We start from the raw sequence: 16338 nt of genomic DNA on the forward strand, positions 1-16338 counted from the left end.
CCTCAGAGCCCCAGCTGGGCAGCCGCCGCGGCGGAGTCGACCGGGATGGTGACCGGGGCGGGCGCACCGGAGATGGCCCACTCCGGGTCCTTGAGCCCGTTGCCGGTGACGGTGCAGACCACCCGCTGGCCGCGCTCGAGGCCACCGGCCTCGGCGACCTGCAGCAGCCCGGCGACCGACGCGGCCGAGGCCGGCTCGACGAAGACCGCCTCGGTGCGGGCGAGCAGCCGGTAGGCGGCCAGGATGGCGCGGTCGGTGACGGCGTCGATCCGGCCGCCGGAGTCGTCGCGGGCGGCCAGCGCCTTGGTCCAGGACGCCGGGTTGCCGATCCGGATGGCGGTCGCGATCGTCTCCGGCCGCTCGACGACCTCGCCGCGCACGATCGGGGCGGCGCCGGCGGCCTGGAAGCCCCACATCCGCGGGGTGTGGGTGGCCGGGCCGTCCGCGGCGTACTCGCGGTAGCCCTGCCAGTAGGCGGTGATGTTGCCGGCGTTGCCCACGGGCAGGCAGTGGATGTCCGGGGCGTCGCCGAGGACGTCGACGATCTCGAACGACGCGGTCTTCTGCCCCTCGATGCGGTACTGGTTGACGCTGTTGACCAGGCTGACCGGGTAGTCGATGGCCAGCTTGCTGGCCAGCGCCAGGCAGTCGTCGAAGTTGCCCTCGACCTGCAGCAGCTTCGCCCCGTGCACCAGCGCCTGGGCCAGCTTGCCGGTGGCGATCTTCCCGGTCGGCACCAGCACGGCGCAGGTCAGGCCGGCGCGGGCGGCGTAGGCCGCGGCGCTGGCGCTGGTGTTGCCGGTGGAGGCGCAGATGACCGCCTGGGCGCCCTCCTCGACGGCCTTGGTGATCGCCATCGTCATGCCGCGGTCCTTGAACGACCCGGTCGGGTTGGCGCCCTCGACCTTGAGCCACACCTCGCAGCCGGTGCGCCGGGACAGCTCGGGGGCCGGGACCAGCGGGGTGGCGCCCTCCTGCAGCGTCACCACCGGCGTGGACGGGCTCACCGGCAGCCGGTGCCGGTAGGCCTCGATCAGCCCGGGCCAGTACGGCGAGACGGCGCCACGCAGGGACGTGCCGGTCATGAGAGCCCCTCGACTCGTAGGACGCTGGTGACGCCGCGGACGGCGTCCATCTCGCGCAGCCGGGTGACGGTGGCGGCGAGCGCGGAGTCCGGCGCCCGGTGGGTGACGATCACCAGCGTGGCGGCGTCACCGTGCCCGTCCTGGCGGACGGTCGCGATGCTGACGCCGTGCGCCGCGAACTCGTGCGCCACGGTCGCCAGCACGCCCGGCTTGTCCGCGACGTCCAGGCTCACGTGGTAGCGGGTGGGGGTGTCGGCCATCGGGCTCACGGTCAGCCCGGCGTAGCCCGTCGTCCCCGGGCCGGCCGCGCCGGCCAGCCGGTTGCGCGCCACGGCGACCAGGTCGCCCAGGACGGCGCTGGCGGTGGGCTCGCCGCCGGCACCGCGGCCGTAGAACATCAGCTCGCCGGCCGCCTCCGCCTCGACGAAGACGGCGTTGAACGCGCCGCCGACCGCGGCCAGCGGGTGGGTGGTCGGGATCATCGCCGGGTGCACCCGGACGGCGACGCCGTCGTCGGCACCGTCGGCGCCGGGCACCCGCTCGCAGATCGCCAGCAGCTTGACCGTGCAGCCGATCTCGGCGGCGCGGGCGACGTCGGTCGCGGACACCGCGGAGATGCCCTCGCGGTAGACGTCGGCCGCGGTGACCGGCGAGTGGAAGGCCAGCGAGGCGAGGATCGCGGCCTTCGCGGCGGCGTCGAAGCCGTCGACGTCGGCGGTCGGGTCGGCCTCGGCGTACCCGAGCTCGGTGGCCTCGGCCAGCGCCTCGCCGAAGCCGGCGCCGGTCTCGGCCATCCGGGACAGGATGTAGTTCGTCGTCCCGTTGACGATGCCGACGACGCGGCGCAGCTGGTCACCGGCGAGCGACTCGCGCAGCGGCCGCAGCAGCGGGATGGCGCCGGCCACCGCCGCCTCGTAGTACAGGTCGACGCCGGCCTCGCTGGCCGCGGCGTGCAGCGCGACGCCGTCGTCGGCCAGCAGCGCCTTGTTCGCGCTGACCACCGACTTGCCGGCGCCGATGGCGGCCAGCAACAGGCTGCGGGCCGGCTCGATCCCGCCGATCACCTCGACCACCAGGTCGACGTCGGGCCGGGTGGCGAGCGCGAGCGCGTCGGTGGTGAGCAGGTCGGCGGGCACCTCGGGGTGCCGGTCGGGACGGCGGACGGCGACGCCGGCCACCTCGATCCGGCGGCCGACCCGGGCGGCCAGGTCGTCGCCCTGCTCGGACAGCAGCCGCAGCACGGCACCGCCCACCGTGCCGCAGCCCAGCAGGGCCACCTTCAGGGAGTCGCTCACGAGGTGGCTCCAGCAGCGTGCTCGGGTGCCGGCTGGTCGATCGCCGGACTGGGGGCGGGGACGTCGGCGAGGACGGCGTCGAGGGCGAACACGTCGGACAGTGTCTGACGCCGGACCACCTCGGTGGCGACGCCGTCCCGCACGGCGACCACCGGGGGCTTGAGCAGGTAGTTGTAGTTGCTCGCCATCGACCAGCAGTAGGCGCCGGTGGCGGCCACCGCCAGCAGGTCGCCGGGCTGCACGTCCGAGGGCAGCCACAGGTCGCGGACCAGCACGTCACCGCTCTCGCAGTGCTTGCCCACGACCCGGCACAGCGCCGGCGGGGCGTCGGAGCTGCGGTTGGCCAGCACGCAGGTGTAGCTGGCGTCGTACAGGGCGGTGCGGATGTTGTCGCTCATCCCGCCGTCGACCGACACGTAGTTGCGCACCAGCGGCGCCCCGGGCGAGCCACCCGCGCCGAGCCGGACCGGCTTGATCGTGCCGATCTCGTAGAGGGTGACCGTGCCGGGCCCGGCGATGGCCCGGCCCGGCTCGACGGCCAGCCGCGGCACCGGCAGCCCGAGGGCGGCGCACTCTGCGGCGACCACCGCCCGCAGCCGCACCGCGACCTCGGCGGGCGGCACCGGGTCGTCCTCGGCGAGGTAGGCGATGCCGAAGCCGCCACCGAGGTTCAGCTCGCCGAGCAGCTCGCCGGTGGCCTGGTGGACCTGGCCCATCAGGCCGACCACCCGGTGCGCGGCGGCCTCGAACCCGGCGGTGTCGAAGATCTGCGAGCCGATGTGGCTGTGCAGCCCCGCCAGGTGCAGTGCCGGCTCCCGGATCACCCGGACGGCGGCGGTCAGCGCGTCCCCGGTCGCCAGAGAGAAGCCGAACTTCTGGTCCTCGTGGGCGGTGGCGATGAACTCGTGGGTGTGCGCCTCGATGCCGACCGTCGACCGGATGAGCACCGGGACCGGCGCTCCCCCGGCGGCCACCCGGGCCTCGGCCAGCGACACCAGCCGGTCGATCTCGTCGAAGGAGTCCAGCACCACGTGGCCGATGCCGGCGTCCACCGCCAGCTGCAGCTCGACCAGGGACTTGTTGTTGCCGTGCAGCGCGATCCGCTCGGCGGGGAACCCGGCGGCCAGCGCGACGGCGAGCTCGTTGCCGCTGCAGGCGTCCAGGTGCAGGCCGTCCTCGGCGATCCAGCGCGCGACCTGGCCGCAGAGGAACGCCTTGGACGCGTAGTGCACGTCGGCGTCGGTGAAGGCGTCGGCGAAGTCGGCGGCGCGGCTGCGGAAGTCGGCCTCGTCCAGTACGAACAGCGGCGTGCCGTGCTCGCGGGCCAGGTCGGTGACCGGCCGGCCGGCCAACTGCAGCTCGCCGTCGACCCGGCGGGCCGACCGCGGCCAGACCTGCGGGTCCAGCGCGCCGAGGTCCTCCGGTGCGGGACCGGCGGCCGGTGCCGGGGAGATGTTCCCGTGCAGCGGCCCGGCGGGGTGCGCCCTCACATCCGCTCCGGGGCGCTGACGCCGAGCACGGCCAGGCCGTTGCGCAGGACGGTCGCGGTCGCCGCGCACAGCCACAGCCGGGCGGTGGTCACCGGGGAGGCCTCCTCGTCACCGCGGGGGAGCACCCGGCAGGAGTCGTAGAACCGGTGGTAGGTGCCGGCCAGCTCCTCCAGGTACCGCGCGACCCGGTGCGGGGCGCGCAGCTCGGCGGCCGCCGACACCACCTGCGGGAACTCGGCGATGGCCCGGAGCAGGTCGCTCTCCCGCTGGGTCTCCAGCACGGCGGTGTCCACGTCGCCGGCCTCGCCCAGCGGCAGCCCGAGGTCGGCCGCGCCGCGCAGCAGCGAGGAGATCCGGGCGTGGGCGTACTGGACGTAGAAGACCGGGTTGTCGTTGGTCTTCCGCGTCCAGGCGTCGAGGTCCAGGTCGATCTGCTGGTCGACCGAGGCCCGGGCGAGGGCGTACCGCGCCGCGTCGGCGCCGATCGCCTCGACCAGGTCCTCCAGGTTGACCACCGTGCCGGCCCGCTTGCTCATCCGCACCGGCTCGCCGTTGCGCACCAGGTTGACCAGCTGGCCGATCAGGATCTCCAGGTTCGACGCCGGGTCGTCGCCCATGGCCGCGACCAGCGCCTTGTACCGGCCGACGTAGCCGGTGTGGTCGGCGCCGAGCATGATCACGACCCGGTCGAAGCCGCGCTCGCGCTTGTCCAGGTAGTAGGCGCAGTCGGCGGCGAAGTAGGTCGGCTCGCCGTCGCTCTTGACCAGCACCCGGTCCTTGTCGTCGCCGAAGTCCGTCGTCCGCAGCCACACCGCGCCGTCGGTCTCGTACACGTGCCCCTGCTCGCGCAGCCGGGCGACGGCCTTGTCCAGCGCGCCGCTGTCGTGCAGCGTCTTCTCGGAGAAGTAGGTGTCGAAGACGACGCCGAACCCGGCGAGGCTGCGCTTGATCTCGGCGAACATCAGCTCGACGCCGCGCACCCGGAAGCGCTCCTGCTGGTCCTCGGCGGGCAGCTCCAGCAGCCCGGGCTCCGCCTCGACGACCGCCGTGGCGATCTCGCCGATGTAGTCGCCGGCGTAGCCGTCCTCGGGCACCGGGCGGCCGTTCGCGGCCGCCATCAGGCTCGCGGCGAACCGGTCGATCTGCGAGCCGGCGTCGTTGAAGTAGTACTCCCGGGACACCTCCGCGCCGCTGGCGGTGAGCAGCCGGCCCAGCGCGTCGCCGACGGCGGCCCACCGGGTGCCGCCGATGTGCACCGGGCCGGTCGGGTTGGCCGAGACGAACTCCAGGTTCAGCCGCTGGCCGGCCAGCAGGTCGGTGCGCCCGTACGCCTCCCCCGCGGTGACCGCGCGGACGGCGAGCTGGCCCAGCGCGTCCTTGGCCAGGGTGACGTTGAGGAAGCCCGGGCCCGCCACGTCGACGCCGGCGATGCCGTCGGTGGCCCGGAGCTCGCCGGCCAGCAGCTCGGCCACCTCGCGCGGCGGGCGGCCGGCCCCCTTGGCGAGCCGCAGGGCGACGTTCGTGGCGTAGTCGCCGTGCTCGGGGTTCTTCGGGCGGTCGATGACGACGTCGGCGGGGACGGCGACCGTGAGCGCGCCGCGGGCCACGACCGCCGCGACTGCGGACCGGACGACGTCGCTGAGCTGCTCGGGTGTCACCGCACGAGCGTACTGAGGGGTGCAGCTGTGATCTCCGCCTCGTCTGCCCGCCCCGGCCGTCCCCCCTGCCCCACCCGGTCCGGCGGACCGGGTCGAGGGCCGGGGCCGCACAGCTGCTCGACCTACACTCGCTGCCGCCGGCCAGGTGGCCGGCCCGGTCCGCCGGCGTTCGCGCCGCGGTCCCGGCAGCGCAGCGAGGAGCGGCAGTGGCCAAGGACCCCAAGCCCGAGAACGGCCGCGCGTCAGGCGGCACGTCCCGCGGGGGGACCGGCTCCAGCCGGGCGTCCGGGCAGCGGCCGGGCGGCGCGCAGGCCGGCAAGGGCGCATCGGCGGGCAAGGGCACGGCGGGCAAGGGCACGGCCGGCAAGGGCGCGCAGACCGGCCGGGGCCGGACCCGGCCGCCGGTGAACGTGGTCACCCAGCAGAAGCCGTGGGGCCTCATCGCCGCCGCGGTGGCGGTCGTGGTCTTCGCCGCCGCCGTCATCACCTACGCCGTCGTCCAGGTCAACCGGGCCAACGCGGACAAGATCACCTCGGCCGACCAGATCTCCGGCCTGCAGACCTTCGACTACGACGGTGGCGTGCACGTCTACGACACCGTCGCCTACACCGAGACCCCGCCGGTCGGCGGCGAGCACGACTACGAGTGGGCCGACTGCACCGGCACCGTCTACGACGTCGACATCCGGCACGAGAACGCGGTGCACAGCCTCGAGCACGGCGCCGTCTGGATCACCTACGACGCCGACGCGGTCAGCGACGAGGACCTGGGCACGCTGGAGGACCTGGTCGACGGCCGCAACGGCATGATGCTGTCCCCCTACGCCGGGCAGACCGCACCGATCAGCCTGCAGTCGTGGGGCCACCAGCTCACCGTCGACTCCGCCGCGGACGAGCGGGTCGAGCAGTTCGCCGACTTCATGGCCTTCAACGCCGACTTCACCCCCGAGCCCGGGGCCACCTGCGAGAACCCCGCGTTCATCACCGACCCGCTCGTCGTCGGCGACGCGACCCGGGCCGGCACCGGCAGCACCACGGCCACCGACGAGCCGGTCGACTCCGAGGCGCCGTGACCTCCGGCTCCCCCTCCGCCTCCCCGGACATCGACCCCGGCACCTCCCCGGCCCGGCCGCGGCGCTGGCTGACCGGCCTGCTCGCCACCGTCATCGCGCTCGGCCTGCTGGTGGCCGGTGGCGGGCTGGCGGTCGTCCTCGGCGTCGGGGGCGACGAGACCCCGGCGGCGGACTCGGTGGACGCCGGCTTCGCCCGGGACATGTCCAGGCACCACCTGCAGGCCGTCGAGATGGCCAACCTCGCGCTCACCCAGGGCTCGGACGACGAGCTGCGCCGGCTGGCCTTCGACATCTCCGCCACCCAGACCAACCAGGTGGGGCGGATGCAGGGCTGGCTGACCCTCTGGGGGCTGCCGCTGACCAGCAGCGACGTGATGGGCTGGATGGCCGGCGACGCGATGGCCGGCCACGACATGTCCCACGGCGGCCACCGCCCGCCCGCCGGCGGTGCGGTGATGCCCGGGATGGTGACCGAGGACGAGCTCGCGCAGCTGCGGTCGCTGACCGGGACGCCGTTCGACGTGCTGTTCCTGCAGCTGATGATCCGGCACCACCAGGGCGGGCTGGAGATGGCGCAGTACGGCGAGCAGCACTCCGCCGAGGCCGCGGTGCGCAGCCTGGCCCGGTCGATCGAGGTGTCGCAGAGCGCGGAGACCGCGACCATGGAGTCGATGCTGCAGGCCCGCGGCGGCACCCCGCTGCCGGCTCCCTGAGGCCCCCGCCGGAGCACCGGCCCCGGCTGGTAACGTGCTCTCCCGGCGCCAGGAAGTGCGGCGCCGGCACACGCAGGACCGCGATGACGAGCCCCCGTAGCTCAGGGGATAGAGCACTGCCCTCCGGAGGCAGGGGCGCAGGTTCGAATCCTGCCGGGGGCACCCACAGCCCAGGCTCACACCGCCCGCCCGGCCACCAGGCCCGGCGGGCGGCGTCGTCCGCGGGGTCAGCGCTCCCGGACCTGCCCGCCGGCCACCTCGAAGCGCCGGGTGGTGTGCACCGCCTCGAGCATCCGGCGGTCGTGGGTGACCAGCAGCAGCGTGCCGGGGTAGTCGGCCAGCGCCTGCTCCAGCTGCTCGATCGCCGGCAGGTCGAGGTGGTTGGTCGGCTCGTCGAGCACCAGCACGTTCACGCCGCGGGCCTGCAGCAGGGCCAGCGCCGCCCGGGTCCGCTCCCCCGGCGACAGCGTGCCGGCCGGCCGCAGCACGTGGTCGGCCCGCAGCCCGAACTTGGCCAGCAGCGTGCGCACCTCGGCGTCGGGCAGGTCGGGCACCTCCGCGCCGAACGCCGCGGCCAGCGGCTCGTCGCCGAGGAAGAGCCCGCGCACCTGGTCGACCTCGCCCAGCCGGACGCCGGAGCCCAGCGCCGCCGTCCCCTCGTCGACCGGCAGCCGGCCCAGCAGGGCGGCCAGCAGGGTGCTCTTGCCCGAGCCGTTCGCGCCGGTGATCGCCACCCGGTCGCCCCAGTCGACCTGCAGGTCGACCGGGCCGAGGGTGAACCCGCCCCGGCGGACGACCGCGCCCCGCAGCGTGGCCACGACCGCGCCGGACCGGGGCGCGGGGGCGATCTCCATCCGCAGCTCCCACTCCTTGCGCGGCTCCTCGACCACCTCCAGCCGCTCGATCCGCCGCTCGGTCTGCTTGGCCTTGGCCGCCTGCTTCTCCGCCGACGCCCGGTTGTGCGCCTTGATGTGCTTGTCGCCGTCCTTGGACTTCTTGATCGAGTCGCGGACGCCCTTGGCCATCCAGTTGCGCTGCATCCGGGCCCGCGCCTCCAGGCCTGCCTTCGTGTCGGCGAACTCGTCGAACTCCTCGCGGGCGTGCCGGCGGGCCACCTCCCGCTCGGCCAGGTAGGCCTCGTAGCCGCCGTCGTGCACCCGCACCAGCTGCTGGGGCAGGTCGAGCTCGACCACCCGGGTGACGGTGCGGGCGAGGAACTCGCGGTCGTGGCTGACCAGCACCACGCCGGTGCGCAGCCCGGTGACGAACCGCTCCAGCTGCTCCAGCCCGGCCAGGTCCAGGTCGTTGGTGGGCTCGTCGAGCAGCAGGACGTCGTAGCGGGACAGCAGCAGCGAGGCCAGCCCGACCCGCGCGGCCTGGCCACCGGAGAGCGCGACGGTCGGCGCGTCCAGCGCCACCCCCGGGGCGACGGAGGCGACGACCTCCTCGGCCCGCTCGGCCAGGTCGGCGCCGCCCAGGGCCAGCCAGCGCTCCAGTGCGTCGCCGTAGCGCTCGTCGGCGTCCGGGGCGCCCGCGGTGAGCTGCTCGAGGGCGTCGTCCATGGTCGCCTGGGCCGCGGTGACGCCGGTGCGGCGGGCCAGCGCGTCGAGCACGGTCTCCCCGGGACGCCGCTCGTGCTCCTGCGGCAGGTAGCCGACGGTGGCCGAGGGCGGGCTGAGCGCGATCTCGCCGGACTCGGCGGGCAGCACCCCGGCCAGGGTCTGCAGCAGGGTCGACTTGCCCGCCCCGTTCACCCCGACCAGCCCGACGACGTCGCCGGGGGCGACGACCAGGTCGAGGTCGGTGAACAGGACGCGGGCGCCGTGACCGGCGGCCAGACCACGGGCGAGCAGGGTGGCGGACACCCGACCATGGTGCCGACCGCGCCCGCCGCCGGGCGAGCGGGTTCCCTCAGCCGGCGGCGGGGGTGCCCGGGCCGGCGGACCAGCCCTGCTCGTCCGGCCCCTCGGCGAGCACGTCGTCGGTCAGCTCGTCGAGCAGCTCCTCGAACGCCGCGATCGCCGGGACGGCGTCGTCGTCCCGGCGGCGGCGGACCAGCCACGGCCGCAGCTGGTCGTACCCCCGCACCGAGACCCGGTTCAGCGGGCGCACCCGGTAGGCGGCCACCCCGCGCAGCTGCCGGGCGAGCTGCTGGTCGACCAGCACGGTGGAGGGCCGGGCCACCGACGTCAGCCGGCTGGCCAGGTTGACCACCGGCGAGTAGACGTCGCCGAGGCGGGTGAGGACCGTGCCGAAGGCGGCGCCCACCCGCAGCGGCGGGCGGTCCGCCGCCGTCCACTCCTCGGGCAGCCGCAGCGCGATCTCCACCGCGTCGACCGGCTCCGCGCAGGTGAACAGCACTCCGTCGCCCACGGTCTTGACCACCCGGCCGCGGTGCCGGGCGATGACGTCGGCGACCAGCCCCTCGAAGTCCTCCACCATCGCGCCGAGCTCGCGGCCGCCCATCCCCCGGGTGCGCGAGGTGTAGCCGACCAGGTCGGCGAAGCCCACGGCCAGCTCCCGGCGGTCGACGGCACCGGGGCCGGTGAGGAACAGCCGGCCGGCGTTGGCGGCCAGGTGCCGCCGCCAGACGTAGTCCTGCAGCTCGCGCATCAGCGGCAGCAGCTGCTCGGCGGTCGCGACGATGTCCGGCGCGTCCTCAGGGCTGTCCGCCTCGAGCAGCGCGGCCAGCATGTCGGTCTGCCAGTCGGCCAGCCGGGACAGCGACTGCCCCATCGCGCGGGCGATGGAGGCCTCCTCGTCGGCCTGGACGAAGCCGGAGTCGATCAGCGCCGACAGCCGGGACAGCGCCCGGACGTCGGCGTCGGTGAAGGCAGGTTCGCCGTCGGGGACGTCGGCGAACCCGAGCGCGCGCCACAGCCGCCGGGTGCGCTCGGCGGACACCCCGGCGAGCTCGGCGACCTGGGACCGCGTGTAGCGGCGCGGCCCGTCGAGCAGCAGCCGCTCCAGGGCGTCGCGCGGATCGGCACCGCCCGCGTCGCGGTGGGCGCTCACGGCGGCCGAACCTACCCAACGGGCCGCCCCGCGGGTGTGCGCGGGGTCACGTGCCGGTGCGCGGCGGGAGGCGCGCCCGACCGGCGACGTGCTGGCCGTCGAGGGGGCGGGTGCGCTTTGATCATCGCGACGCCGGGCCCGCCGGCCGACCGAGGAGGACGAGATCAGCAGCGGCACACGGACCGCCCAGGACCCCGTCCGGGTCGACGTCAGCGGCCTCACCAAGACCTTCGGCAGCGTCCGCGCCGTCGACGACCTCAGCTTCACCGTCGAACCCGGCCAGGTCACCGGCTTCCTCGGTCCCAACGGCGCAGGGAAGACCACGACGCTGCGGATGGCCCTCGGCCTGATCACCCCCGACCGCGGGACGACGACCTTCAACGGCGCCCCGTACGCCGCCCTCCCGGAGCCGATCCGGAACGTGGGCGCGGTGCTCGAGACGGCGTTCCACCCGGCCCGCAGCGGCCGCAACCACCTGCGCGTCTACTGCCGCGCGGCCGGCCTGCCGGTCTCCCGGGCCGACGAGGTGCTCGACCAGGTCGGCCTCGGCCCCGCCGGCGGCCGCAAGGCCGGCGGCTACTCCCTCGGTATGCGCCAGCGCCTGGGCCTGGCGACGGCGCTGCTCGGCGACCCCGGGGTGCTGGTCCTCGACGAGCCCGCCAACGGCCTGGACCCCGAGGGCATCCAGTGGCTGCGCGGCTTCCTGCGGCACCTGGCCCACGACCAGGGACGCACGGTGCTGGTCTCCAGCCACCTGCTGTCCGAGGTCGAGCAGACCGCCGACCGGGTGGTCATCGTCGGCGCCGGCCGGCTGGTCCGGCAGGGCTCGCTGGCCGAGCTGCGCTCGGGCACGGCCGGCAGCGTGCTGGTCCGCAGCCCGCAGGCGGCCGCGCTCGCCGACCTGCTGCGCACCCCCACGTCGACGGTCGCCGCGACCGACGACCACCCCGACGGGCTCACCGTCACCGGGCTGCCGGTCGAGGAGGTCGGCCGCCGCGCCTTCGCCGGCGGCATCGAGCTGCACGAGCTGCGCGCCCACACCAGCGGCCTGGAAGAGGTCTACTTCCGGCTCACCGCGGGCTCCGAGCAGTACGCCGCCGCCCCGGCGGGCACCCCCACCACGACCGGACAGGGAGCTTCCTGATGGGTGCCGTGCTCTCCCGGCTGGTCCGGGCCGAGTGGACCAAGCTGCTGACCACGCGGGTGTGGATCGGCCTGCTGCTGGGCTCCTGCGTGCTGGTCGGCGCCTTCGCCGCGCTGTTCACCGCCTTCGCCGGCAACGCCGACAGCGGGATCGCCCCGGTGGGCACCACCGCCTACGAGGAGCTGGCGCTGGCCGTCTCGGCCAACGCCACCATCCTGTTCATCGTCCTGGGCATCATCGGGACCACCCAGGAGTACCGGCACCGCACCGCGACGCCCACCTTCCTGGGCAGCCCGCACCGCGGCCGGGTCGTCGTCGCCAAGCTGGTGGCCTACGCCCTCGCCGCGATCCCGATGGCGCTGGTCGTGATCGCGGTCGACGTGCTGGTCGTGTCGGTCTACGCCGGCGCCAAGGGCGCCGCCCCCTCGCTGGCCGGGGACAACCTGCGGGTGCTCGGCGGGGCCTGGGCCGCGCTGGTCATCTACACGGTGATCGGCGTGGGGGTCGGGGCGCTGATGCGCAACCAGGTCGGCGCGATCGTCGGCTCGCTCGTCTACTTCTTCGTCGTCGAGGGGATCATCTCGAGCATCCCGGCGACCCAGGGCGCCTACAAGTGGCTGCCCGGCGGCGCCCTCGAGGCGATGACGGCGACCTTCAACCAGGCCGACCTGCTGAGCCCCTGGCAGGGCGGTCTGCTGCTGCTCGGCTACGGGCTGGCCGCCGCCGTGCTGGGCACGCTGTTCGCGGTGCGGCGCGACGTCGTCTGAGCTGCCGGCCACCGGCGCCGGGGTGAGCCGGGACACGCGCGTCGCCGGATGCGCTCCCGTGTCCGCCCGGTGGCCCCGGCGTAGCATCGGCACCCGGTCCAACGACGTCCACCGACGAAGAAGGCACTCGCCAACGTGTCAAGCGTGAGCTCATCCCAGCCCTCCCCTGCCCACTCCGCCAACCCGGTGGCGGGCTTCGGCACCAACGAGTGGCTGGTCGAGGAGATGTACCAGCAGTACCTGGCCGATCCGCGCAGCGTGGACCAGGCCTGGCACGACTTCTTCGCCGACTACCGCCCGGGCAGCCCGGTCTCCGACGGCCAGGACCGCAACGGCCCCGCCGCCGCGGCCCCGGCCACGGCACCCGCTGCGGCGCCGGCTCCTGCGCAGGCCCCGGCTCCCGCGCAGGCCCCGGCTCCCGCGCAGGCCCCGGCTCCCGCGCAGGCCCCGGCTCCGGCGAAGGCCCCGGCTGCGCAGGAGGCCGCGGCTGCAGCTGAGGCACCGGCTGCGGAGAAGGCGCCGGCCGCGACGACCGCGCCGACCAAGGCCGTGGAGAAGGCGCAGCCCGCCCCGACAGACGCCCGGTCCGAGGGCACCGTGGTCGGCCGTGCCGCCGACCGCGCCGACCAGCAGGTCGCGGCCAAGCCGGCCGCCCCGGCCGCCCGGCCCGCCGCGGCCGCCCCGGCCGCCGGCGACGCCCCGGCCGGTCCCAAGCGCACCCCGCTGCGCGGCGCGGCCGCCAGCGTCGTCAAGAACATGAACGCCTCGCTGACCGTCCCGACGGCCACCAGCGTGCGTGCGGTCCCGGCCAAGCTGCTGGTCGACAACCGGATCGTCATCAACAACCACCTGGCCCGCGCCCGCGGCGGGAAGGTCTCCTTCACGCACCTGATCGGCTACGCGCTGGTCCGCGCGCTCGACGACTTCCCGAACATGAACAGCGCGTTCGCCGAGGTCGACGGCAAGCCGACGCTGGTCAGCCCCGAGCACGTCAACTTCGGGCTGGCCATCGACCTGCCCAAGCCCGACGGCACCCGCTCGCTGGTCGTCGCCTCGATCAAGCAGGCCGAGGAGATGGACTTCGCCGCCTTCTGGGGCGCCTACGAGGACATCATCCGGCGGGCCCGCGCGGGCAAGCTGACGATGGACGACTTCACCGGCACCACGATCAGCCTCACCAACCCCGGCACCATCGGCACCAACCACTCGGTGCCGCGGCTGACCACCGGCCAGGGCACGATCGTCGGCGTCGGTGCGATGGACTACCCGGCCGAGTTCCAGGGGATGAGCCCCGAGGCGCTCGCCGAGATGGCCGTCTCGAAGATCATCACGCTGACCTCGACCTACGACCACCGGGTCATCCAGGGAGCCGAGTCCGGCGACTTCCTGCGCCGCATGCACCAGCTCCTGCTGGGCCAGGACGGCTTCTACGACGACGTCTTCCGTTCGCTGCGGGTGCCCTACGAGCCGGTCCGGTGGGTGGCCGACAAGCGGGTCACGCACGAGGGCCAGATCGACAAGGAAGCCCGGGTCATCGAGGTCATCGAGGCCTACCGGCGCAACGGCCACCTGATGGCCGACACCGACCCGCTGGAGTTCAAGGTCCGCACCCACCCCGACCTGGACATCGTCCAGCACGGGCTGACGCTGTGGGACCTGGACCGGCCCTTCCCGGTCGGCGGGTTCGCCGGCGAGAAGACGATGCCGCTGCGCGACATCCTCGGGGTGCTGCGCCAGTCCTACTGCCGCACGGTCGGCATCGAGTACATGCACATCACCGACCCCGAGGAGCGCACCTGGCTCCAGGAGCGGATCGAGGTCAAGCACGACCAGCCCACCCGGGAGAAGCAGAAGCGGGTGCTCGGCCGGCTCAACGCCGCCGAGGCGTTCGAGACCTTCCTGCAGACCAAGTACGTCGGGCAGAAGCGGTTCAGCCTCGAGGGCGGCGAGTCGGTCATCCCGCTGCTGGACGAGGTGCTGCTGGCCTCCACCGAGTACGGGCTGGAGGAGGTCGCGATCGGCATGGCGCACCGCGGCCGGCTCAACGTGCTGGCCAACGTGCTCGGCAAGAGCTACGCGAAGATCTTCGGTGAGTTCGAGGGCAACATCGACCCGGGCACCGTGCAGGGCTCCGGGGACGTGAAGTACCACCTCGGCGCCGAGGGCACCTTCGAGCACGACGGCCGCTCGATCGCGGTGTCGCTGGCCAGCAACCCCAGCCACCTCGAGACGGTGAACCCGGTGCTCGAGGGGATCGTCCGGGCCAAGCAGGACATGATCGACAAGGGCGAGGGCGGCTTCACCGTGCTGCCCCTGCTGCTGCACGGCGACTCGGCCTTCGCCGGCCAGGGCGTCGTCCAGGAGACGCTCAACCTCTCCCAGCTGCGCGGCTACCGCACCGGCGGCACCGTGCACGTGGTCATCAACAACCAGGTCGGCTTCACCACCAGCCCGGCCGCGGCCCGCTCGAGCCTGTACTCGACCGACGTCGCGCGGATGATCGGCGCCCCGGTCTTCCACGTGAACGGCGACGACCCCGAGGCCTGCGTGCGGGTGGCCAAGCTGGCGGTCGACTACCGGCAGGCGTTCAAGAAGGACGTCGTCATCGACCTGGTCTGCTACCGCCGCCGCGGGCACAACGAGGGCGACGACCCGTCGATGACCCAGCCGCTGATGTACGACATCATCGACCGCAAGCGCTCGGTCCGGAAGCTGTACACCGAGGCGCTCGTCGGCCGCGGGGACATCACGCTGGCCGACGCCGAGGAGGCGCTGAAGGACTACCGCGGGCAGCTCGAGCGGGCCTTCGCCGAGACCCACGACTCGCGGGACTCCTCCACGCCCGAGCCGGTCATGGACCCCCGGTCGCCGCAGCAGGCGACGGTGGACACCGCGATCAGCCGCGAGGTCCTCAAGACCATCGGCGACGCGCACGTCTCCTTCCCGCCGGACTTCACCCCGCACCCGAAGCTGCAGAAGATGCTGGAGCGCCGGGCGGCGATGGCCAGCGAGGGCGGCATCGACTGGGCGATGGGCGAGCTGCTCGCCTTCGGCTCGCTGCTCATGCAGGGCGTGCCGGTGCGGCTGGCCGGCCAGGACTCCCGGCGCGGCACGTTCGTGCAGCGCCACTCGGTGCTCATCGACCGGGAGAACGCCGCCGAGTTCACCCCGCTGGCGAACCTGACCCCCGACCAGGCGAAGTTCTTCGTCTACGACTCGCTGCTGAGCGAGTACGCCGCGCTCGGCTTCGAGTACGGCTACTCGGTGGCCAACCCCAGGGCACTGGTGCTGTGGGAGGCGCAGTTCGGCGACTTCGTCGACGGCGCGCAGATGGTCATCGACGAGTTCATCAGCTCCGGCGAGGCCAAGTGGGGCCAGCGCTCCGGCGTCGTCATGCTGCTGCCGCACGGGCTCGAGGGCCAGGGGCCGGACCACTCCAGCGGCCGGATCGAGCGCTTCCTGCAGCTGTCCGCCGAGAACAACATGACGGTGGCCAACTGCTCGACGCCGGCGAACTACTTCCACCTGCTCCGCCGCCAGGCGCTGTCGGACGTGCACCGGCCGCTGGTGGTCTTCACCCCGAAGTCGCTGCTCCGGGCCAAGGCCGCGGTCAGCCCGGTCGAGGACTTCACCGAGCAGCGGTTCCGCCCGGTGCTGCCCGACCCGGGCGTCGGCGGCGCCCAGCTGGACGGCGGCGCGGTGCGCCGGGTGCTGCTGTGCAGCGGCAAGATCAGCTACGAGCTGCTCGCCCAGCGGGAGAACAGCGGCGCCACGGACACCGCGGTGCTGCGGGTCGAGCAGCTGTACCCGCTGCCCGCCGAGGAGATCGTGGAGGCGCTGGAGCGCTACCCGAACGCCACGGACGTCGTGTGGGTGCAGGAGGAGCCGGCGAACATGGGCGCCGCCCAGTTCATGGCGGTCAACCTGCCCGAGGAGCTGCCCGCCGGGCGGACGCTGCGCCGGGTCTCGCGCAAGGCATCGGCGAGCCCGGCGGTCGGGTCGGCGAAGGTCCACGAGGTCGAGCAGCGCGAGCTGGTCGCCCGGGCCTTCCGCGACTGACGGCGGCCACCGTGGGCTCCACACCGTCCGGGGGCAGCC

At 74.2% G+C, this 16338-nt stretch carries 11 protein-coding genes and 1 tRNA gene; 6 read left to right on the forward strand and 6 right to left on the reverse strand.

Features of this window, described 5'->3' with window-relative positions; all coding sequences use genetic code 11:
• Positions 1-2: 2 nt before the first annotated feature.
• Genes thrC through argS form a run of 4 tightly spaced genes read right to left on the reverse strand, consistent with a single transcriptional unit; the run spans position 3 to position 5528 of the window.
• Entirely contained in the window at positions 3-1085 is a 1083-nt protein-coding gene (thrC, locus tag HL054_RS15225; protein WP_369139857.1) for a threonine synthase, read from the reverse strand.
• Positions 1082-2380, reverse strand: a complete 1299-nt coding sequence (locus HL054_RS15230; protein WP_369139858.1) for a homoserine dehydrogenase — start codon at positions 2378-2380, stop codon at positions 1082-1084. Before HL054_RS15230 ends, thrC begins: the two co-directional genes overlap by 4 nt.
• Positions 2377-3870 (reverse strand): diaminopimelate decarboxylase, encoded by a 1494-nt coding sequence (gene lysA, locus HL054_RS15235; RefSeq protein WP_369139859.1) that lies wholly within the window; start codon positions 3868-3870, stop codon positions 2377-2379. The genes HL054_RS15230 and lysA overlap by 4 nt, the downstream gene beginning before the upstream one ends.
• On the reverse strand, positions 3867-5528 hold the full coding sequence (gene argS / locus HL054_RS15240; protein WP_369139860.1) for an arginine--tRNA ligase: 1662 nt from the start codon (positions 5526-5528) through the stop codon (positions 3867-3869). Before argS ends, lysA begins: the two co-directional genes overlap by 4 nt.
• A 206-nt stretch (positions 5529-5734) precedes the next feature.
• Here argS and HL054_RS15245 point away from each other — a divergent pair, with 206 nt between their 5' ends.
• From HL054_RS15245 to HL054_RS15255, 3 genes are all read left to right on the forward strand, one after another.
• Entirely contained in the window at positions 5735-6601 is an 867-nt protein-coding gene (locus HL054_RS15245; RefSeq protein WP_369139861.1) for a DUF3105 domain-containing protein, read from the forward strand.
• Entirely contained in the window at positions 6598-7314 is a 717-nt protein-coding gene (locus HL054_RS15250; RefSeq protein WP_369139862.1) for a DUF305 domain-containing protein, read from the forward strand. The genes HL054_RS15245 and HL054_RS15250 overlap by 4 nt, the downstream gene beginning before the upstream one ends.
• Before the next feature lie 90 nt (positions 7315-7404).
• Positions 7405-7476, forward strand: a tRNA-Arg gene (locus tag HL054_RS15255).
• 65 nt (positions 7477-7541) lie between these two features.
• On the opposite strand, the gene HL054_RS15260 is transcribed toward HL054_RS15255, so the two are convergent.
• Positions 7542-9179: an ABC-F family ATP-binding cassette domain-containing protein gene (locus tag HL054_RS15260; RefSeq protein ID WP_369139863.1), complete on the reverse strand. Its 1638-nt coding sequence runs from the start codon at positions 9177-9179 to the stop codon at positions 7542-7544.
• A gap of 46 nt (positions 9180-9225) precedes the next feature.
• The gene (locus HL054_RS15265) at positions 9226-10329 is read right to left on the reverse strand and encodes an adenylate/guanylate cyclase domain-containing protein (protein ID WP_369139864.1); all 1104 of its coding nucleotides are present in this window, start codon (positions 10327-10329) and stop codon (positions 9226-9228) included.
• A gap of 163 nt (positions 10330-10492) precedes the next feature.
• On the opposite strand from HL054_RS15265, the gene HL054_RS15270 reads away from it, so the two are divergent.
• The 3 genes from HL054_RS15270 to HL054_RS15280 all read left to right on the forward strand — a co-directional run bounded on the left by HL054_RS15270 (position 10493) and on the right by HL054_RS15280 (position 16299).
• A complete protein-coding gene (locus HL054_RS15270) occupies positions 10493-11473 on the forward strand; it encodes an ABC transporter ATP-binding protein (RefSeq protein WP_369140038.1) in 981 nt (326 codons plus the stop codon).
• On the forward strand, positions 11473-12240 hold the full coding sequence (locus tag HL054_RS15275; protein ID WP_369139865.1) for an ABC transporter permease: 768 nt from the start codon (positions 11473-11475) through the stop codon (positions 12238-12240). The genes HL054_RS15270 and HL054_RS15275 overlap by 1 nt, the downstream gene beginning before the upstream one ends.
• A 144-nt stretch (positions 12241-12384) precedes the next feature.
• Entirely contained in the window at positions 12385-16299 is a 3915-nt protein-coding gene (locus HL054_RS15280; protein WP_369139866.1) for a multifunctional oxoglutarate decarboxylase/oxoglutarate dehydrogenase thiamine pyrophosphate-binding subunit/dihydrolipoyllysine-residue succinyltransferase subunit, read from the forward strand.
• The last annotated feature ends 39 nt before the right edge of the window (positions 16300-16338 follow it).

This window comes from Modestobacter versicolor (assembly GCF_041028285.1).
Lineage (GTDB): Bacteria > Actinomycetota > Actinomycetes > Mycobacteriales > Geodermatophilaceae > Modestobacter > Modestobacter versicolor_A.